This window comes from Cobetia sp. 4B (assembly GCF_018831605.1).
GTDB lineage: Bacteria > Pseudomonadota > Gammaproteobacteria > Pseudomonadales > Halomonadaceae > Cobetia > Cobetia amphilecti.
In genome coordinates, this window is sequence record NZ_CP059843.1 from 1,793,891 (window position 1) to 1,813,960 (window position 20,070).

Sequence of the window (20,070 nt, forward strand, 5' to 3'; positions counted from 1 at the left end):
CCTTGAGCGTCGACCGTCAGCCTTGAGCTTCGAGCGTCAGTCCTGGGCGGCGAAGGCATCGCCGAGGGCATTGATCAGACGGTCCAGCTCGTCGTGTTCGGTGATGAACGGCAGGCCCAGCTGGATGGTGTCGCCGCCGTAACGGACATAGAAACCGGCCTTCCAGCAGTGCATGGCAATCTCATACGGGCGCCGCGCCGGCTCGCCGGGATAGGCCTCGACCTGCAGGGCACCGGCCAGACCGTAGTTGCGGATGTCGCTGATGTAGCGCGTGCCCTTGAGCTCGTGCAGCTTCTTCTCGAACACCGGACTCAGCTCGCGGACACGGGAGATGAGCTGGTCGTTCTCGAGCACGTCGAGGGCTGCCAGCGCCGCGGCACACGCCACCGGGTGACCGGAGTAGGTGTAGCCGTGGGGAATCTCCATCATGTAGTCGGGGCCGCCGTTGTCCATGAAGGTCTGGTAGATGTCGCCCTTGACGACCACGGCGCCCATCGGCACCGCGCCATTGGTGATCTGCTTGGCGACGTTGAGGATGTCCGGCGTGACCCCGAATTCCTCGGCGCCACTCATGGCGCCCATGCGTCCGAAGCCGGTGATGACCTCATCGAAGATCAACAGGATGTCGTGCTGGTCGCATATCTCGCGAAGGCGCTTGAGATAGCCTACTGGCGGTGGCAGCACGCCGGCGGAGCCTGCCATCGGCTCGACGATGACGGCGGCGATATTGGAGGCATCATGCAGCGCGATCAGCTCCAGCAGCTCATCGGCGCGCTCGGCACCGGTCCTGGGCATGCCGGGCGTGAAGACATTTTCCTTGAGCAGGGTATGCGGCAGGTGATCGGCATCGACCCCCTGACCGTAGAGCGAGCGGTTGGCCCCGATGCCACCGACACTGAAGCCCCCGAAGTTGACGCCGTGATAGCCCTTGCTGCGTCCGATCAGCTTGGTCTTGGTCGGCTTGCCTTTCTTGCGCCAGTAGGCACGCGCGATTTTCAGTGAGGTGTCGGCACTCTCGGAGCCGGAGCCGGTGAAGAAGACGTGATCCAGCCCCTCAGGCATCAGCGTCTTGATGCGATGCGCCAGCTCGAAGGCCTTGGGATGGCCGTACTGGAAGGCGGGCGCGTAATCCAGCTCGCGCAGCTGCGCACTGACCGCCTCGGCGATTTCCGGGCGGCAATGGCCGGCACCGCAGGTCCAGAGACCCGACAGGCCATCGAAGATCTGACGGCCCTGGGAGTCCGTGAAGTAGGCCCCCTGCGCCTTGGTGATGATGCGCGGGTCCTGCTTGAACTGGCGGTTGGCCGTGTAGGGCATCCAGTAGGCATCGAGCTGCTCCTGGCTCAAGCCTGCCTGGGCGGAAGGGGATGTATCGAAGGCGGTCATGATGTCTCCCACAGAGTGTTGTTGTTGGTTCTCGGCTCCTGTCCAACTAGATTAGGAAGTCCTTTTGGTAAGATAAATGCCATTGTCTTTACCTTCAGGAAAGCATTTACTTAACTTTCCGCTGGCGTTCGCTACGCCATCTCGGCGCAGTCAGGCGCCGTCTGTCGCGGAACCGTTCAATAACAGGAGGCGCGGGCCTATGCGAGGCGAGGTCATGCGGGGGCAGCTCGGCGATACCGACCTGCGTCTGCTGCGTATCTTTCGCAAGGTGGTGGAGTGTGGTGGCTTCTCAGCGGCCGAGATCGAGCTCAACATCAGTCGCTCCGCCATCAGCATGGCGATGAGTGACCTGGAGACGCGGCTGGGCCTCAAGCTCTGTCAGCGCGGGCGCAGCGGGTTTGCTCTCACCAATGAGGGGCGGGAAGTCCACGAGGCCGCGATGCAGATGCTGGCGGCGGCAGAGGGCTTTCGCACACGCATCAATGGTCTGCATGCCTGGCTCAAGGGTGAGCTGAACATCGGCATCACCGACAATCTGGTCACCATGCCCGAGATGCACATCACGGATGCGCTGAGTGCGCTGAAGGGTCACGGCCCGGAGGTGATGATCAACATCCGCATGATTCCCCCCAACGAGATCGAGCGCGCCGTGCTGGATGGCCGTCTGCATACCGGGGTGATCCCGACGCTCAAGACGCTGCCGGGGCTCGAGTATCGCTCGCTCTACGAGGAAACCTCCTGCCTTTACTGCGCACGGGGCCATGTGCTGTTTCGTGAACCCCGCGCGGGCGATACCCTCGCGCGGGGACGTCCGGTGGGCGAGGAAGAGATTCGCCAGCATGATGCGGTGCTGCCGGCCTACGCCCAGACGCCTGCGATCAAGGCGCTGCATGAGCCGCTCAAGGCCGCCGCCTCCGCGACTGACCGCGAGGGCATCGCCTTCCTGGTGCTTTCCGGGCGCTATCTCGGCTATCTGCCCACCCACTATGCCGAGCGCTGGGTGCGCGATGGCCAGATGCAGGCGCTCAGCCCGGTGGCCAACTCCTATGTCACCTATTACAGCGCCATCACGCGCAAGAGCCGCCCACCCAATCTGGTGCTGGAGCGTTATCTGAAGGAGCTGGATACCCTGCGCCAAGCGAAACCAGCTCGAAGAGTGTAGTCGGCGAGGGAGAGTAAGCTACGAACAAGTCCAAGCGTGTCGGGGTCAGAGAAGTCGCCCAGCTGGCGGGTGGAAGCAGCTATACGCTCTTAAGGAGACGGTGGCTAGTGTAGGGTGCCGGATGATGAAAGCTCCCCCCGCAGCCTTTGGTTGCCGGGGGCTTTTGCGTTTCAGGCTATTGCGGATGCGATAGTGATTCGCTGAAGGTCTCGACCAGGTGCTGGGCAAATGCCTGCACGCGACGAGGTTGGGCGCGCGCCGGCGGAAACAGCAGCTGCAGCGGCGAGGGCGGCGCGGCATGTTCCGGCAGCAGTTCGATCAGGCGACCCGCACGCAGATCCTCCTTCACATCGACTTCCGATTTCAGGGCGATGCCCAACCCTTCCAGGCACCACTGGCGCACCAGTTCGCCGTCATTGGCGATCCGGTTGCCACTGACGGTGACGATCTGCGGCACCTTGTGGCTGCCGAAGCGCCACTCGTTGTCGAGGCTCTTGCCGAAGCGCATCACCAGGCAGTTGTGGTGCTTGAGGTCCACCGGCGTCAGCGGCGCAGGATGCTGCGCCAGATAGGCGGGGGAGGCGCATAGCAGGCGGCGTTTCTGGCCCAGATGCCGCACGCGCAGCGTACTGTCCATGATGGTGCCGAAGCGCAGGGCAAGATCGATCCCCTGGCCGACGATATCCACGTAGCTGTCTGACAGCAGCAGTTCTATCTCGATGGTGGGGTGCAGATGCTGGAATTCGGTGATGGCGCGTGACAGGGCATTGCGGCCCAGGTCGCTCGGCGCACTGACGCGAATGCGGCCGGTGAGAGTCTGGGCGCCCAGGCGGATGCGGGTCTCCAGTTCCGAGACGCTGTCGAGCAGGCCGCGAGCTTCTTCCATCAGTGTCCGGCCTTCTTCGGTCAGGCTGATGGCGCGCGTGGTGCGGTTGAGCAGCACCACCCCGTAATGGGCTTCCAGCGCGGCGAGGCGCTCGGACACGGTGGTGGGCGACAGCCCCGTCTCGCGTCCTGCGGCGGTCAGACTGCCTTTCTCGATGATGGTCAGGAACAGGGCGATATTATCCAGCAGCATTGTACGGTTTTTCCGAATTATCTTTGCGTAAGTTGGATGTTTATACGGATGAGGCTTGTGGCTAGGATGACCACATCGCTTGCGCAACTCAAGCTTCCCGATCACGCCACGGAGTGCCTTTCATGACCCAGCTGACCATCATCGCCAATATCCATGCCAAGCCGGACCAGATCGAGCAGGTCAAAGCAGCGCTTCTGGCACTGGTGCCGATCACCCGTGCCGAGGAAGGCTGCCTTGGCTACACCCTGCACCAGAACAACGATAACCCGGCGCACTTCACCTTTCATGAGAATTGGGCCTCGCGGGAGCTCTGGCAGCAGCACATGCAGGCCCCGCACCTGGAAGAGTATGTGGCAGCGACCGAAGGCGCGGTCAGCGAATTCACCCTGCATGAAATGACGGCCTTCGACTGAGGGCGGGCCTGGGCCTTGGATATGGCCCTGGATATGGGCCCTGGCTTACCACTGCGGCCATGCAGGCCTGCTCGCTTTCTTTCTCCTTCAACAACCCACTCGAGGCAGTCATGACAGACCCCATCCGTATCGGCCATATCGCGTTGTCCTTCCATGAGGCCAGTGCTCGGGAAGTGGCGCGTGTTCTGGAGAGCCACGGCCATGAGGTGACCTTCGCCTCTGCTCCCCACGAAGAGGCCTTCGCGATGCTGGGGCGAGGGGAGGTCGACATTCTGGCCTCCGCCTGGTTGCCGTCGAGTCATGAGGCCTACCTGGCCCCCATGCTGGATGACGTCGACAAGCTCGCCGTCATCTATGAGCCGTATTGCATCTGGGGAGTGCCGGATTACGTGCCACAAAGCGCGGTGGCAAGCGTCACGGACCTGCTGCGGGAACCGGCGCTCAGCAAGCTGGAGCTGATCATCCAGGGCATCAATCCGGGGGCCGGCATCAGTCGCTTCTCGGCCGAGATGATCAAGCAATATGGTCTGGACGCCGCCGGGTATGTCTTCCGCACCGGCAGCGAAGCGGACTGTTTCGATCGTTACGAAGCGGCGGTGGCGCAGGGACGTTGGGTCGTGGTGCCGCTGTGGCATCCGCAGTTTCTGCATCACCGCTACCGGATTCGCGCCCTCAAGGAGCCCAAGGGGCTGCTGGGTACCCGGGATGACGCCACGCTGGTGGTGCGCAAGGAGGCTCGCCTGCGCATCGGCGCCGCGGCCCTCAAGGACCTCTCTCAGCTCTACATCGGCAATCCTCGCTTGAGCGAACTGGAAGACGACCTGCGTCGCCGCGCCTGATGCGTCGCACCTGATTTATCTCGCCTGAATCTCGACTAACCCCGGGCGATGGCCACGTCACCGCCCAGTCTCTTCATCTCATCATCATCGACCCTGCCGGTGCAGCGCACAGCGCCAACCGGCGGGCAAGGAGTCCCCATGCCGTTTTCTCGCCTCAAGACTGCCATTCTCATCGCCTCGCTGGGCGTTGCCACTGTCGCCGGCGCCACTCAGGCGGCCGCTGACAGCACGGCCGTGCCCCCCCAGAATGCGCAAGCCGCCTCCCTGCGCGACGGCACGCTGACCACCGTCGCCGAATATTCGGACACCCGCCCCGGCAACATCACCTTCACGCCGGATGGCCGCTTGATCATGTCCCAGCAGCCTCTCGATGCACCGGCACTGCGCGTGGTCGAGATCACCCAGGACGGCAAGCGTGTGCCGTTCCCGAACCTGGACTGGGCCGATGGCCCGGAAATGGGCGAAGTCGGCATCGCCTCGATCATCGGCGTGCACTCTGACAGTCAGGGCGTGGTGTGGATGCTCGACATGGGCAGCCAGGACAGTGCGCCCAAGCTGGTGGGCTGGGATACCCGCAGTGATTCGCTCAAGCAGGTGATTTCACTTGCCGGTGACAGCGTACTGCCGATCTCCTTCCTGCAGGATTTCGTCATCGATGAGCAGCGCGGCAAGATCTATATCGCTGACATGACCTTTACCGCGCCTGCCTCCAGCATGAAACCGGCCTTCGTGGTGGTGGATATCGCCAGCGGCAAGACGCGTCGCGTGCTGCAGAGCGATGAAAGGCTGATGCCGGTGGAACACGACATGGTCATCAATGGCCATCTGATGGCGGCCAAGGGCGACAAGAATGGTGAGCCGAAGCCCTGGTACCTGGGCTTGAACGCCATCGCCTTCGATCCGGCGGATGACGTCGTCTATTTCGGTGGCGTGAACGGCAGTGAGATCTATCGCCTGCCGGCGGCTGAGCTGGCCGATGACACTGCCACGGCGGCGGAACTGGCTCGCGCCATCACGCCTTACGCCCCCAAGCGCCCCAATGATGGCTTCATCTTCGATGGCCGCCGCGGCGGCATCATCGCCGGTGATGCGGAGCACAACGCACTGACCTTCTCATCGCCGGAGGGCATGTCGGTGATCGCCCAGGATGACGAGCGTCTGCGCTGGCCGGATGGCTTCGCCTTCGCGCCGGATGGCAGCCTCTACCTCACCACCAACCAGTTGAATGCCCACCCGGCACTCAATCAGGGCGTGGACGGCAGTGACAAGCATTACTACCTGCTCAAGCTGACACCCGCCAACTGACCCTTGCGCCCTTGCTCCCTTGGGCCTTGGTCCTCGGGCAACTCATTGCCTTGACGCCATGGCTGCCTCGCTAGCCTGTGATCTGCGCAGGACGTGTCTCACGACCGTCCTGCGTTGTCGTTTTTGTGTCTGGCCGGCGCATCTCGCATCGCAAGCCGATGACCTGTCGGCGTCTCCCTGCACGCAACACGCAAACTCGCCATATATTATCCGCTTTATCCGGATTAACCTTGCGGGTGAGGGCTGTTTTTACGCCAAGGCCAGAGAGTTAACATGCTGTCATCGCATCACGGCAAGGCCATTCAGTGCTGCCGTGACTGACATGATCTTTAGGAGAGACTCTGATGAAAGCCATTGGTTACTACGCTGCCGGTTCCGTTGATCGTGACGACGCCCTGGTCGATATCGAACTCGAGACACCGGTCGCCACCGGTCACGACCTGCTGGTCAAGGTTGCCGCGGTGTCTGTGAATCCGGTGGATTACAAGATTCGTGAGAGCCGCAATCCGGCCGCCGGCGAAGCTGCCGTCATCGGGTGGGACGCCGTGGGTGAAGTCGTCGCCATCGGTGACCAGGTCACAGCCTTCGCCCCGGGCGACAAGGTCTGGTATGCCGGTGATCTCACCCGCGCCGGCACCAACAGCGAATTCCACCTGGTGGATGAGCGCATCGTCGGCCATGCGCCCAAATCCGTGGCGGCCCATGAGGCGGCTGCGCTGCCGCTGACCACGCTGACCGGCTTCGAGATGCTGTTCGATCGTCTGCGTGTCACCGAGCCGGTGCCGGGCGCTGCACGTGCCATCCTGATCATCGGCGGGGCCGGTGGCGTGGGCTCCATCACCATCCAGCTGCTGCGTGAGCTGACCGATCTGACCATCATCGCCACGGCGTCACGTCCCCAGACCCGCGAGTGGGTGAAGTCACTGGGCGCGCATCACGTCATCGACCACAGCCAGCCGCTGCCGGCGCAGATCGAGGCGCTGGGCATCGGTGCACCGGCCTTCGTGTTCTCGACCAACTTCTCCGAGCACTACGCGCCGCAGGTCGCCGAATTGATCGCACCGCAGGGCCGTTTCGGCATGATCGACGACCCACAGACCCTCGATGTGGTGCCGTTCAAGCCCAAGGCCGTTTCCATCCATTGGGAGCTGATGTTCACTCGTTCACTGTTCACCACCGCCGATATCACGCGTCAGGGCGAGATCCTCACCAAGGTGGCGGGACTGCTGGACACTGGCAGAATCACCTCCACCGCGACGGAAACCTTCGGCACCATCAACGCCGAGAACCTCAAGCGCGCGCATGCCTTGCTGGAAAGCGGCAAGGCCAAGGGCAAGATCGTCCTCGAAGGCTTCTGATCGAAGCCACTTTTGAGGCGGTGATGTGAAAGGAGTGCGGCCGGGCAACCGGTCGCACTCCTTTTCGTGAAAGACACTCTCATTGCCACCCGGCACTCGCAAGCCGCCTTGTCTGCTGGCGAGTGCCGGGCGACTGATACAATGATGGAACCCTGTCATGGGCATACAGCGCCTTGATCATGTGAACCTGCGAACCGGACAACTGAGTGCCATGCTCCAGTGGTATGGCGATGTGCTGGGGCTGCACAGCGGGCCGCGACCCGATTTCCCCTTCGCCGGTGCCTGGCTTTACGCCGGGGAGGTGGCGGTCATCCATCTCATCGACATCGGTTGCCGGCCAGCGATCAGCAGTGATGCCAGTCTCCGGCTTGAGCATTTCTCGCTTGCCGCCACGGATATCGAGGCATTCGAGGCGCGTCTGGCGGCGTCCCGTACGCACTATCAGCGGATCGCGCTCGCGGATGGCGGGCTAGTGCAACTGCACATGCGAGACCCGGACGGCAATCATCTGCATCTCGATTTTGCCACCGCACCCTGCCGCGCCGTGGCCTGAACTGGCTCTTGGAGGTCATATCTGGCGCTAGGAGGTCATATCTGGCGCCAAGGGGCTGCCAGACTTGAGGAAAGCGTGTAGATCGTGCGTTATCCAACCGCAAATTGCGCCGCTGACGCGATAAGCTGATGGTAGGGAATGGCGATCTGGAACGCAGGGTGTCCAGCCGTCAGCAAGATGGCCTGAGCTGGACTCAGCACAGCGCACGCATACGCAATCTGCCGAGGAGGCCAACATGGCGAAGCGGTCATTTGCGGTACTGACCCTGGTGTTGTCGTTGCTGGGTGCTGGCCTCGTGCAGGCTGACTCGGCGGGTGATGGCAATGATGACAAGGACGAGGAGCGTCTGCGCCAGAAGCATCATGATCTGGAAGGTCAGGTAAAGGCGCAGCGCGTTCAGGCGCAACAGATGCGGGAATTGAAGAAGATTCAGCACCAGGAAAAGCTGGCTGAGAAGAAAGCAGTGGCAGAGGCTTCGCCGACACATGTCTGGAAGCGGGGCGGCAAGGTGCCGGACACTGTCGCCCGGGATGATGGCCTTCGGGTCGAGAACTGGCAGCAGCACAAGCTCTCGGAACCCGGCGCCAACCAGCGCTGGCTGCAGCTCAAGAATGCCTTCGTGCTGATGAATACCGAAAGCCAAGTCATCGATGAGATCGTGCTCGAGCAGTGATGCCGCGGGCAGCGATGACATTACCTATCTCTGATGCAAGCTGTCCTCATCTGGCGACGCTCTGATGGGGCGCCCACCCCCTTGCGACCGTGGAATGCGCAGCCATCAATGCTTGCCCCGCGCCATGGCGCGTCATATCAGCCATTACGAATATCTGCTTCTCGATGTCGTCATTGCGCAACAAGGATGCGCCAATTGGCGACAATTCGTTGCGAATTGTGCGCAAAAGTGGAGGTTGGTGTGCTGGCTTGCCGTGGCGAACACGAGGCGATAGTGTTCTCTCACACCGTTTGTTAACACTGTTTCTTAACTCTGGCTCATGACCCCGTTTCATGATCCCTGATTCACTGCCTCGGCATTCCTTGATGCCGAGTACGACGAGGAGGCCAGACATGCGCAATCGCACCCTGACCGTAATGATGATGATCTTCACCCTGATGACCGCGTCGCTGGCGCAGGCATCGCCCAACGACCGCGATAATCGTGGCGGTCAACACAATAGCCAAGGCAACCAGCACAACAACCACGGCAATGGGCATCAGAAGAAAAAGCAGCAGACGCGTCACGACCAGTCTCAGCGTCATAATCAGCAAAAGCATCAGGCGCAGGCCAGGCATCAAGGTCAGAAGTCACACAACTGGCGTCGCGGCGACCATGTGCCGCGCAGCTACTACTCCAACAAGCGTTACTGGGTGAGTGACTGGCGTGCTCACAAGCTGTCTGCGCCGCCGCAGGGGCACCGCTGGTTGAACATCGATGGTCGCTATGTGCTGGCGGCCGTGGCGGGCGGTGCCATTACCGCGATCATTCTCAATCATTGAGGACAGTCAGACTGTCCGAGTCATGAAAAAGGGGCCTCCAGATGGAGGCCCCTTTTGCGTTTTTGCGCTCGGCCGGCACAGCACTATTGCGCGAGCAGTGTCTCCAGCGCCTGGGCGACGCGCAGCAGCGCCACATCCTGGCCCTGAGGGCGTGACAGCATCAGGCCCAGCGGCTCTTCGTTCACCGCTGCTGGCGCCGGAATCGAGATCGAGCTGGCATCCAGGTAGTTGAAGACGCTGGTGTTGCGCAGCGCGCGCTTGTTGAGCTGGGCGAAGAGCGCGCCATCCTGCTCCAGCAGGTCACGACGCGGAGCACGCATAGCAACGGTCGGCATCAGCACCGCATCGACGTCCTGCACCTGCTGAGCGAAGCGTTGCTGGATGGCGGTGCGCGGCCACAGGCGTGCCAGATACTCGCTGGAGGTGATGTCGCGCCCGCCGTTCAGGCGTTCGGCGATCAGCGGATCATACTGGGCTTCGTGGGCGGCCAGCAGTTCGTGATGCACGGCGGCCGCTTCCGGAATGACCAGGCCGCCGCGCTGATTGATGGCGTAAGCGGCCTCGATGGCCTCGACCGGTGCACGCTGGAGGCGAACCCCCAGCCCCTCGAGCCGTTCCAGCAGGGCGGCGAAGTCGGCGGCCACATCGGCGTCCACTTCACTGACCAGCTCGCTCTCCGGCACCAGCAGCGTCAGCGGGCGAGTGAGCGGCGTCGCGTCAGCGGCCTCACCGCTCAGGACTTCCCACAGGCGGCGACAGCAGGCGACGCTGGGCGCGATAGGGCCGATGCAGTCCAGGCTGGGTGACAGCGGGAAGGCGCCATCTCCCGGCACGCTGGCCTGTGACGGCTTGAATCCCGTCAGGCCACAGAAGGCCGCCGGAATCCGCAGCGAGCCGCCGGTATCGCTGCCCAGGGTCGCGGCTGCCAGCCCGAAGGCGACGGAGGCGGCTCCGCCGGAGGTCGAACCGCCGGTGATGCGCTCGCCATCGAAGGGGTTGGGCGGCGTGCCGACATGCGGGTTCAGGCCCAGGCCAGAGAACGCGAACTCGCTCATGCTGGTGCGGCCGGCATGCAGGATCCCGGCGGCTTTCAGGCGGCTCAGTGCCACAGCGTCCTGATCAGCGGGGTGACTCTCTGCCAGTGCCCGCGAGCCTGCCAGCGTCGTCATGCCGGTCTCGTCGAAGAGGTCCTTGATCGAGACCGGAACACCCCCCAGCGGCAACGACGTCGCAGCCGCCTTGAGTTGCTGCTGAGCGGCGGCCTGCACGCTCATGCCTGCATCATCGCGGCTGATGATGCTGTGGCTGGCGCTCTCACCCAGGGCCTGATGGCGCTCGGCAAGCACCGTGGCGGTCTGCTCGGGGCCGAAACTGCCTGTCTGATAGGCCTCCAGCAATTGCGTCAACCTGCGCTGGCGGGGCGGGCGCGCCCAGAATTCACGCGCCTGCTCAAGGCGCTTGTTCTCATCACTCATGCCACCACCTCAAGTTCTTCCACCTCGTAACGGTGCTCGATGCGACGACCGGTCTGCGGGTCGATCAGTCGCATGGTAAAGCTCGGGCTGGGGCGGATGCCACCGATCGCCGGCACGGTGCCGCACAGCAGCACGCTGTTGGGGGCCAGGCTGCCGTCCTTGGCGATGCCGGCCGGCAGGCGCTCCATCAGGGTGGCGACCGGCAGCAGCTCGGCGAGGGTGCCCTGCTGATAGCGCACGGTCTTGCCGGCGTCTTCGATCTCGCTTTCGATCTCGAGGCTGTCCCAGTGGTCGATGACCTCACTGAGCTTCCAGGCATGGCGGGCAATCGGCTTGGCGCACAGCTGCTTGGATTCGGCGACGCCGACGGCTTCGAGCTTGCGGTCGGTGTGGTCCGAGGCGATCGTCACCCACAGGGTGCCCTCGGCGTCGCTGACCAGACAGGTCTCGACCTCACCGGAGCCTTCGCCGCCGAGCATCGCGACCTGAGAGGCCTGGGTCAGGGTCTCGCGGGTCACGCGGTAGAACAGCGGGGTCTGGGAGGGCGGCGCTACGCCCAGCAGCTTGAGCTCGTCGATATGGTGCTGCACGCCCGCCTGGTCGCGTCCGGCCCAGCCGGCAATCGCGACGCGCTGGACATCAAGGGTGAATTCGCCGTTGTCATGGGTAAAGGTCAGCATGGGAATCGCTCCGTTATCGGGGGTTGTCGTTGTTCTGTGCAGGAAGTCTTGAGTGAACGGTGTTGCGTCAATGACACCTGCCGGCTTGCCAGCAGGTGTCAGGCAAAAGCGGCTTTACAGCGCCGAAGGCAGCCACAGCGCGATCTGTGGGAAGGCCACCAGCAGCGCGGCCATCACCAGCATCGCGCCCAGATACGGCAGGGTGCCGATGATGACGTCCGAGAAGGCTTCACCACGTCGTGAGGCCTGCACGATGTAGAGGTTCAGGCCGACTGGCGGGGTGATCAGTGCCAGCTCGACGAACAGGATCATCACGATGCCGAACCATACCTTGTCGTAACCGGCCGCCGCGATCAGCGGAGTGACGATGGGAATGGTGATGACCATCAGCGACAGGGTCTCGATGAAGAAACCGAGCACGATGAACAGTGCGATCACCGCCATCAGAAGCGCGAAGGGTCCCAGGTCATAGGCTTCGAGCAGGCCGGTGACCTGCTGGACCATGCCGGAGGAGGCCAGCGCGAAGTTGAGGAAGGAGGCCGCCATGATGATGAACAGGATCATCGAGGTGGTCTTGACGGTGCCGTCCAGCGCGCGGCTGATCATCGCCATATTCAGCGAGCGGTTGATGGCGGCGAGGCCCAGCGAGGCCAGCACACCGATGGCGGCGGCTTCGGTCGGGGTCGCCCAGCCCAGATAGATGGAGCCGACGATGACGATGAACAGCACCAGCAACGGCAGCAGGAATGACAGGCTCTTGATGCGGGTGCTCCAGCTGGCGCTCTGACGCGGGCCGCCCAGTGACGGCTTCCAGACACACAGCAGCAGCGAGGCCAGCATGAACAGCGCCGCCAGGCCGAGGCCCGGCACGAGGCCGGCCATGAACAGCTTCGGGATGGACGTCTCGGTCAGGAAGCCATAGACGATCAGGTTGATCGACGGGGGAATCAGGATGCCCAGGGTGCCGCCCGCGGCGATGCTGCCGCAGAACAGCTTGGCGTCATAGCCGAGCTTCTTGCCCTGGGGGAGTGCCACGGTCGATACCGTCGCCGCCGTTGCCACCGAGGAGCCGGAGGTCGCCGAGAACAGCGCCGAGGTGGTGATATTGGCGTGCAGCAGGCCGCCCGGCAGCCACGACAGCCAGTGGTCCATGGCGCGGTAGGCCTTCTCGGCGATGCCGGCGCGCACGATGATCTCGCCCATCAGCACGAACAACGGAATCGCGATCAGCAGGAAGGAGTCCGCGGCAGACCACAGGTTCTGGCCCAGCGCCTTGGTCAGCGGGAAGAAGGAATAGAACTGGTCGATCCCGAAGGCGAGCAGGAAGAGCGTGACCGCAACGGGAATGCCGGCCAGCAGTAGGGTGAGGATACCCACCGAAAGAAAGCCCAACATCAGCGAGTCTCCTTGGTCGTGGAGGCAGCCTGGGCCAGAGCCCCTTCGCTTTCTCCGTGATCGGGGCCGGCCAGTTTCTCGAGCGTGGTGGTGTCACGCAGACAGGCGGCAACGAGAACGCGCAGTCCCAGCACGCTGGTGGTGATCGCGAACCAGGCATAACCGGACAGCCACAGCAGCTGCGGAATCCACAGCGGTGTCGCCAGCGGGGTGTTGGCGGTGGAGCCGTTGCTCAACGACTTGCCGAGCACCGGCCAGGCATTGATCAGAATCACCCAGGCCACCAGGTTCAGCGCCAGCATCGCGAGGATATCCAGGGTGTGGCGCGAGAAGGCCGGCAGCTTGCCGTGCACGACATCGATACGGATGTGGGCGCGCTCCATCAGGGTGTGGGAAAGGCCCCACGCCGAGAGCATCGCCAGCACATATCCGGCATATTCGTGCACGCCGGGCAGCGGATGATTGAACAGTTGGCGCATCAGGATTTCGGCGCCGATGAAGACCACGACGGCCAGCAACAACAGGCCCATCAGGCGTGCGGCGTGGCGTGATATCGCGCGTGTCAGCGACACGAGGACATCGAGTGCGTGAAGGAAGGAGTTCATGAGTCGGGTCCTGCTGGGGCGCTGAACGAAGGCCGCTTTCTCGAGAAAGCCTGCTTATGAAGCCTGCTTTTGAAAGCTTGCGCTTGAATACACAGGCGCGAGTCGTTCAGCGCTACGTCTCTGGGGAACATGTCTGCCACGTCGGGACAGGGCGGGGCTATCGGCACCTGCTCGCGAACAGGCTTCGGTGAGCAGGTGCCGTTGGATCACTCCGCGCTAGCGGTCAGGCCGACGACCTTGCCGACGCTCTCGTTCCAGGTCTTGCGGGTCTCGGCATCGACACGCGCCGCCCAGGCAGGCAGGACGGTGTCTTCGAGCGCCGCACGTGCGCGCTTGGCGTCGTCATCGCTGAAGTCGACCAGCGTCATGTCGGCGCTCTTGCCCAGCGGGCAATCGCCTTCACCGGTCAGGCAGGCCACGCCACGCGCGGTCTCGCCACGCGCGTTTTCCCACACCGGCGCGGTGAACTCGCTATCCACCTGCTGCTGGATCAGGGTCTGGGTCTCGGCGCCCAGGCCCTGCCACTTGTCCTGATTGATGGCGGTGATCACGTAATCCCAGCCACCCAGCGGCAGCGGCATCAGGTGGCTGGACACTTCATGCCAGCCGGCGCTGTAGCCGGAGAGCGAACCGGTGACGGCGCAGTCGATGACGCCGCGCTCCAGGGAACCGGGCACCTCGTTGAAGGCGATGTTGAGGCTCTGTGCGCCCAGCGCCTCGATGAACTCACCGGTGGAGCGGCCGCTGGCACGCACCTTCTTGTCCTGCAGGTCATCGAGCCCTTCGATCGGGGTGTTGCAGAACAGCACCTGGGCCGGATACGGCACGATGGCCAGCACGTGGCTGTTGAAGCGCTTGTTCATGGTGGACTCCGCCAGGGGGCGGAAGGCCTCGGCGACCTGCTGCGCTTCCTCGGCAGTGGGGGCCATCATCGGCAGGTCCAGCCCTTCGAGTTCCGGCGCATCGGACACGGTGTAGTCGGCCACGGTCATGCCGACATCGAAGACACCATCGCCCAGATAGCGATAGACGTCGGAGCCGGGGATGCCCATCTGGTCGAAGGTGGTCACCTGGGTGCTGAGTTCACCGCTGCTGGCGGCCGGGAGGGTCTCGCTCCAGAACGGCTTCTCGAACTGACGGTTGAGCTCCAGGCTGCTCCAGCTGCCTACCACGTTGAGGGTATCGGCAGCATTGGCGCTACCGGCGGCGGCGAGTGCGAGACCAAGGGCGGAGAGGGCAAAACGTGTCTTCATGGGAATCACCATTGTTGTTGTGCATCTGGTGTTATCGGAAAAGCTTGTTGGCTGCATCTTTGCGGGGTGTGTCTTTCCCGCTGCTGTCCTGTGCGTTGCTGTGCTGTGTTTCGATTCGCGGTGCGTCCCTGCACTGCGCCGGGCGTGATGAGTGCGGATTTCTCTCATGCCCGGCAGTACGCCCGGCAGCACGCCTGGCAGCAGGTCATCCGTACTTGAGACGATGATTGGGAATGTCGGTAATCAGCATGTGGCCCGGGCTATGCGCGATCGCCAATGGCAGTCGGGCATTCTCCAGCGCCAGTTGTGGCGTGACGCCACAGGCCCAGAACACCGGCAGGTCGCCTGTCTCAAGCGTAGGCGCATCGCCGAAGTCGGGGCTTTCGATATCGGAAATACCGATCAAGGCGGGGTCGCCCAGATGGACGGGGGCACCGTGCACACGAGGCATGTCGGTGGTGATCTGGATCGCGCGAATGGCGTGCGCCGCCGACATCGGGCGCAGGGACACCACCAGGTTGCCGTGGAAACGCCCGGCACTGATCAGCGGGATATTGGTGCGATACATCGGCACGTTGCGCTTCAGGCGCGTATGGCGAACCTCGACACCCTCGTTGAGCAGCGCCTCTTCGAACGAGAACGAGCAGCCGATGGAAAACGCCACGAAATCGTCCTGCCAAAGGGCGGCGATATCCTCGCGCGTTTCCTCAAGCTTGCCGTGACGATAGATGTGATAGGCCGGCAGGTCGTGGCGCAGGTCGATGTTCTCACCGAGCCCTGTCGGGGCGGGAGAACCGACGGCCGTGACATCCAGCAGCGGGCAGGCCTTGGGATTGGCCTGGCAGAATTGCAGAAATTCGCCGGCAGCCTCGGCTGGCAGGATGATCAGGTTGGTCTGGGCGTAGCCGGCAGCGATACCGCTGGTGTGGCTGGCCCAATGACCGCTGCGGATCTGCTCGCGCGCCTCGCGGGGGGACGACGCGGCACTGAGAAGTGTCTGGGGCATCGTGGGGGCTTCTTGTGAAGTTGTTGTTGTCTGTCTTCACCATAAGAAGCGCACCCGGATAAATCCAATCGATTTTTATCGAGTCAAGCCATCGGAAATTCCTTTCATGTGGCGTGAGTCAGTAGAGACATTCTGGTCGAAAGGGAGGCTATGCAGGGTATGAAAGCCCTGGAAGATCAGGCGATTCGTGAATGCGCCTCCTGATCCTGGCGGGCGATCTCGATGGCGAGTTCACACACGCCTTCGGCGAGGGCGCTTTCCATATGGGTCGGCCAGGAGGCGGTGAAGGTCAGCTCGGGCAGGTCGCAGGGCAGGCTGAGCAGGGTGCCCTGGCGGATTTCCTCGGCGACGATACGTGGCGGGATGGCGCCGACGCCCAGGCCATCCAGGGTCATGCGCACGATGGTCCACAGCGAGCTTGAGCAATGCAGCTTCACGTCATCCAGCCCCATCTGATGGAGCATGGAGCCAAGTTCATGGTGGGGGCGGCTGTTGCGGGCAAACGAGATCAGCGGCAGAGAATTCAGGCGCCGCAACGAGAAATTGTCTTCGGTGAAGCCCAGCGCGGGGCTGATCACGAAGCCCATCGTGTAGTTGCAGAGAAAACGATTGAGCACGCTCTCTGCCGTCACCGGCCCCATCAGAAAGGCGAGGTCGATATCGCCGGCGGTGAGCATGGCGGCAAGTCCCGGGGAGCTGTCGACCTCGAGTTCCAGCGTGAGGTCCGGATAGCGGCGCGCCAGTTCGGCCAGAAAGCCGGGCAGCCAGCTATGCGCGACGGTCTCGACGACGCCCAGTCGCAGCACGCCCTGGAAGGGCGTATTCAACTCCATCATGGACAGCGCTTTCTGGCGCGCCTCCAGCAACGCCTCGGCGTGGCGATAGAATTCGCGCCCCTTGAGCGTCGGCTGTACCGGTCGGCGAGTGCGCTCCAGCAGGCGTGTCTCCAGCGTGGTTTCCAGCTTGTTGATGCGTTCGGAAATCGAGGGCTGGGTCAGATGCAGGTGCTGAGCGGCCAGCCGGAACGACCCCAGGCGCGTGATCCACACGAAGGCTTCCACTTCCTTGAAATCGAACATGGCCAGATCCTGTCGTGATTGATGCCGCAAGCTTGAGGCTCACATTACCACTCGTTGAGAAATTGCGTTCTCGATGGCGTACATTCCGGTACGATGTGGAGCATCGAGAAATGCGTATTTTCATGAAAAGGAATGATGATGAAGTCTAGCGTGCGAGTTGTCAGCCTGGTGATGCTGAGTGCCCTTTTCGTGGCAGGGTGCAGTTATACACCGGCGCGGATCGATGCCGAGCCAATCATCGAGATCGGTGATGGACACCATGACCACAAGCGTGGAGGCGGTGACTTCTGCCCGCCGGGGCAGGCCAAGAAAGGTAACTGCTGATCACGTCGAACCAGAAGGAGCCGCTCATGCGGCTCCTTTTTCGTTGTCGATCGCTTCCCGATATGGGCCTCTGGAGTCGCTCGGTCTGCAAGGATATCCTGCGTGATCCGAGTCTTGCCTCTTCCTCCACTGCTGCTGGCGGGTACTGTCTCCATGCTCAATCCCAAGGCGCTGACGGCGCTGAATGAAATCATCCGCCGGGGCTCACTGCGCCGAGCGGCGCGACATCTGAATTTCGACCCTTCAGCGGTGAGCCGCCAGATCAAGCAGCTGGAAGAAGAGGTGGGTGTCGCGCTGTGCGAGCGCAGCGAGACGGGCATGCGCGCCACCCAGGCCGGGGTGTTGCTGCTGGATCACTTTCATCGCCAGCAGGCGGCGGAGGCGGCAGCGCTCTCGCAGCTGAGCGCCTTGCAGGGCCTGCGCAGTGGTGAGGTGAGAATCGCGGTGGGCGAAGGCTTCATTGCCGATCTGATCTCGCTGCCGTTGCAGAGCTTCATGGCACGTCATCCCGGCATCGAGGTCGTGGTACGCATGGCGGGGGTGAATGAGGCGACCGAACTGTTGCGCGACTTCGAGGTGGATATCGCGCTGCTCTATGCCCCGCCCGTCGATCCGATTCTTTGCTGCCATGTGGAGACCTGCCAGCCGCTGGATCTGATCGTGCCGGCGGAGCATCCACTACTCGAGATCGCAGAGCCGTTGACGCTTTCGCAGGTGGCGCAATGGCCGCTGGCGTTGATCGATGAATGCACCGGCATGCGTCAGATGGTCAATCAGGCGGCGCAGCAGGAGCGGGTTTCGCTGCGCGCGCAGTTGCGAACCAATTCCGTGTCGGTGCTCAAGAATTTCGTGCGTTCGGGAATCGGCGTGACCTTCATGCCGGAGTTGAGCGTGGTGGAGGAGCTGCGGCGCGGCGATATCTGCCTGCTGCCGATGCAGCACCCCGCGCTGGCGACGACCCGTGCGCAGATGTGTACGCGGCGTGGGCGCGAGATGACCGTCGCCGTCGAGGCCTGCGTCACCCATCTTCAGCAGGGCCTGCGATTCTTTACCGCGGATGCGCCACGCCTGCTGGGCAAGTGACGTTCGACAAGTGCCATTCGCCACGTGATATTCAAGCAGCATCGCTCGACGCACAGGCCAGGGTATTGGTGCTGACGGGCGCTTGTTCAGCTCTATCTCCTCACATGACTGTCCCATTGCACTGGCCATTCTCTCTCTCAGTGCAGCATGTCACAGAACGTCCCGACTGCCCCGTACAGCCCATGCTGGCGGGGCAGTCGTCGTCAGGAAGCGCACTTTTCAGGCGCTTTTTCAGGTGTGGACGAAAAAACAACACTCAGGCAATTGATTAGTCTACAGCGGCAACGCTACTTTCGAGGTGTGAAGGCGAAAGTCCCTCACCTTGACTGGCCGCAGGGCCACACTGACAAAGGCGGCGTCACTCCCGCCGCATACAACGAATATTTACAACAACAAAAGGGAATCCACATGTCCTTGTCCAAGACATCTCTGCTGCGCAAGACGCTCACCGGTTCCACTCTGGCGCTCAGCCTGCTGGCGGCCAGCGTTCAGGCCCAGACCATCAACCTCAGCTACAACGGTGCGCCGGATGCCGACAAGAACGCGGTGCATGTCTTCGCCAGCAATCTGAAGACCCTGGTGGAAGAGAAGACCGACGGCGAGCTGGAACTCAAGCTCTATCCCAACAGCATGCTGGGCGAGGAGCAGGAGCGCATGGAGCAGGTGATCAGCGCCCCGAACCTGAACATCGCCTCCTTCGCGGGCATGGCCCCCATCGTGCCGGAAGTCTATGTCAGCGCGACGCCGTTCATGTTCGACGGCTTTGATGAGGCGCGCCGTTTCTTCGATGAGGGTCAGTACTGGCAGCAGGTGCAGCAGCTGTTCAGCGAGCGCACCAATGGCGCCGAGATACTGGCCGTCGTGGAGGAAGGGGGCTTTCTGGCCTTCACCAACGACAAGCGCCCAATCACCAGCCCTGATGATTTCGAAGGCCTGCGTTTTCGCGCGATGGACCCAAGTCAGGTAGCGCTCTACGAGGCCTTCGGCGCCTCGGGCACGCCGATTCCGTGGACGGAGGTTTACATGGCGCTGCGCACGGGGGTGGCGGATGGTCAGATGAACCCGCCGATGTACATCCTGCTGGGCAGTCTGCAGGAAGTGCAGAAGTACCTGACACTGGCCAACATCCAGTATTCCGATCAGTTCCTGGTCGCCAATGGTCAGCTGCTCGAGAGCCTGTCGGATGAGGAGCGCACGGCACTTCTCGAGGCGGTTCAGGAAGCCAATGCCCAGGCCCGTCAGGACAACCAGAGACAGGTCGAATCACGCATCGCCTCGCTGGAAGAGCAGGGCATGCAAGTGATCCGTCCCAGTGAGGCTGATCTCGAGGCATTTCGCAGCAAGGGCCAGCCGGCCTATCTCGAGTGGCTTAAGAGCCAGGACATCGCGCCAGAGCTGATTGATACCGCCATGAAGGATGCCGGCCTGTCCTCGTGATGGCCTGTCGCGATGGTCTTTCGAGATGGCTTGTCGCGATGGTCTGTTGCGATGGCCCTTCGAGATGAACTGACACGCTGACTCGATGAAAGGCGAGTGACGCTCAGGCATCAGCGAGCATCCCGCTGCGGTACCCGGTGCCCGG

Annotated in this window: 20 protein-coding genes; 11 read left to right on the plus strand and 9 right to left on the minus strand. The window is 62.7% G+C overall.

Features of this window, described 5'->3' with window-relative positions; all coding sequences use genetic code 11:
* Positions 1-36: 36 nt before the first annotated feature.
* Complete coding sequence (locus H2O77_RS07650) at positions 37-1,386, minus strand: aspartate aminotransferase family protein (protein WP_043332339.1); 1,350 nt, start codon at positions 1,384-1,386, stop codon at positions 37-39.
* A 199-nt stretch (positions 1,387-1,585) separates the two neighbouring features.
* On the opposite strand from H2O77_RS07650, the gene H2O77_RS07655 reads away from it, so the two are divergent.
* Positions 1,586-2,548 (plus strand): LysR family transcriptional regulator, encoded by a 963-nt coding sequence (locus H2O77_RS07655; protein ID WP_043332151.1) that lies wholly within the window; start codon positions 1,586-1,588, stop codon positions 2,546-2,548.
* 175 nt (positions 2,549-2,723) lie between these two features.
* On the opposite strand, the gene H2O77_RS07660 is transcribed toward H2O77_RS07655, so the two are convergent.
* Positions 2,724-3,626 (minus strand): LysR family transcriptional regulator, encoded by a 903-nt coding sequence (locus tag H2O77_RS07660; protein WP_043332149.1) that lies wholly within the window; start codon positions 3,624-3,626, stop codon positions 2,724-2,726.
* A 122-nt stretch (positions 3,627-3,748) separates the two neighbouring features.
* On the opposite strand from H2O77_RS07660, the gene H2O77_RS07665 reads away from it, so the two are divergent.
* The 7 genes from H2O77_RS07665 to H2O77_RS07695 all read left to right on the plus strand — a co-directional run bounded on the left by H2O77_RS07665 (position 3,749) and on the right by H2O77_RS07695 (position 9,588).
* A complete protein-coding gene (locus H2O77_RS07665; RefSeq protein ID WP_043332148.1) occupies positions 3,749-4,039 on the plus strand; it encodes a putative quinol monooxygenase in 291 nt (96 codons plus the stop codon).
* 110 nt (positions 4,040-4,149) lie between these two features.
* Complete coding sequence (locus H2O77_RS07670; RefSeq protein WP_043332337.1) at positions 4,150-4,878, plus strand: glycine betaine ABC transporter substrate-binding protein; 729 nt, start codon at positions 4,150-4,152, stop codon at positions 4,876-4,878.
* A 138-nt stretch (positions 4,879-5,016) separates the two neighbouring features.
* On the plus strand, positions 5,017-6,183 hold the full coding sequence (locus tag H2O77_RS07675) for an L-dopachrome tautomerase-related protein (RefSeq protein ID WP_043332147.1): 1,167 nt from the start codon (positions 5,017-5,019) through the stop codon (positions 6,181-6,183).
* Positions 6,184-6,527: 344 nt separating this feature from the next.
* Entirely contained in the window at positions 6,528-7,541 is a 1,014-nt protein-coding gene (locus tag H2O77_RS07680) for a zinc-binding alcohol dehydrogenase family protein (RefSeq protein ID WP_043332145.1), read from the plus strand.
* 157 nt (positions 7,542-7,698) lie between these two features.
* Entirely contained in the window at positions 7,699-8,094 is a 396-nt protein-coding gene (locus tag H2O77_RS07685; protein ID WP_043332141.1) for a VOC family protein, read from the plus strand.
* Positions 8,095-8,329: 235 nt separating this feature from the next.
* Positions 8,330-8,767, plus strand: coding sequence for an RcnB family protein (locus H2O77_RS07690; protein ID WP_043332139.1), 438 nt, complete (start codon positions 8,330-8,332; stop codon positions 8,765-8,767).
* A gap of 392 nt (positions 8,768-9,159) precedes the next feature.
* Positions 9,160-9,588 (plus strand): RcnB family protein, encoded by a 429-nt coding sequence (locus tag H2O77_RS07695; RefSeq protein ID WP_052384355.1) that lies wholly within the window; start codon positions 9,160-9,162, stop codon positions 9,586-9,588.
* Positions 9,589-9,671: 83 nt separating this feature from the next.
* Here the strand turns inward: H2O77_RS07695 and H2O77_RS07700 are convergent, their stop codons facing one another.
* The 7 genes from H2O77_RS07700 to H2O77_RS07730 form a co-directional block, all read right to left on the minus strand.
* Positions 9,672-11,063, minus strand: coding sequence for an amidase family protein (locus tag H2O77_RS07700; protein WP_052384354.1), 1,392 nt, complete (start codon positions 11,061-11,063; stop codon positions 9,672-9,674).
* On the minus strand, positions 11,060-11,743 hold the full coding sequence (locus H2O77_RS07705) for a DUF2848 domain-containing protein (RefSeq protein ID WP_052384353.1): 684 nt from the start codon (positions 11,741-11,743) through the stop codon (positions 11,060-11,062). Before H2O77_RS07705 ends, H2O77_RS07700 begins: the two co-directional genes overlap by 4 nt.
* A 114-nt stretch (positions 11,744-11,857) precedes the next feature.
* Positions 11,858-13,138, minus strand: coding sequence for a TRAP transporter large permease (locus H2O77_RS07710; RefSeq protein WP_043332137.1), 1,281 nt, complete (start codon positions 13,136-13,138; stop codon positions 11,858-11,860).
* Positions 13,138-13,743: a TRAP transporter small permease gene (locus H2O77_RS07715; RefSeq protein ID WP_043332134.1), complete on the minus strand. Its 606-nt coding sequence runs from the start codon at positions 13,741-13,743 to the stop codon at positions 13,138-13,140. Before H2O77_RS07715 ends, H2O77_RS07710 begins: the two co-directional genes overlap by 1 nt.
* Before the next feature lie 206 nt (positions 13,744-13,949).
* Positions 13,950-14,996: a TRAP transporter substrate-binding protein gene (locus H2O77_RS07720; protein WP_043332132.1), complete on the minus strand. Its 1,047-nt coding sequence runs from the start codon at positions 14,994-14,996 to the stop codon at positions 13,950-13,952.
* 205 nt (positions 14,997-15,201) lie between these two features.
* Complete coding sequence (locus H2O77_RS07725) at positions 15,202-16,002, minus strand: putative hydro-lyase (protein WP_215824302.1); 801 nt, start codon at positions 16,000-16,002, stop codon at positions 15,202-15,204.
* 176 nt (positions 16,003-16,178) lie between these two features.
* Complete coding sequence (locus H2O77_RS07730) at positions 16,179-17,081, minus strand: LysR family transcriptional regulator (RefSeq protein WP_064503238.1); 903 nt, start codon at positions 17,079-17,081, stop codon at positions 16,179-16,181.
* A gap of 132 nt (positions 17,082-17,213) precedes the next feature.
* On the opposite strand from H2O77_RS07730, the gene H2O77_RS07735 reads away from it, so the two are divergent.
* From H2O77_RS07735 to dctP, 3 genes are all read left to right on the plus strand, one after another.
* A complete protein-coding gene (locus tag H2O77_RS07735) occupies positions 17,214-17,405 on the plus strand; it encodes a hypothetical protein (RefSeq protein WP_043332127.1) in 192 nt (63 codons plus the stop codon).
* A 114-nt stretch (positions 17,406-17,519) separates the two neighbouring features.
* Complete coding sequence (locus tag H2O77_RS07740) at positions 17,520-18,488, plus strand: LysR family transcriptional regulator (protein ID WP_240548750.1); 969 nt, start codon at positions 17,520-17,522, stop codon at positions 18,486-18,488.
* A 408-nt stretch (positions 18,489-18,896) separates the two neighbouring features.
* Complete coding sequence (gene dctP / locus H2O77_RS07745; protein WP_215824303.1) at positions 18,897-19,925, plus strand: TRAP transporter substrate-binding protein DctP; 1,029 nt, start codon at positions 18,897-18,899, stop codon at positions 19,923-19,925.
* Positions 19,926-20,070: the final 145 nt, after the last annotated feature.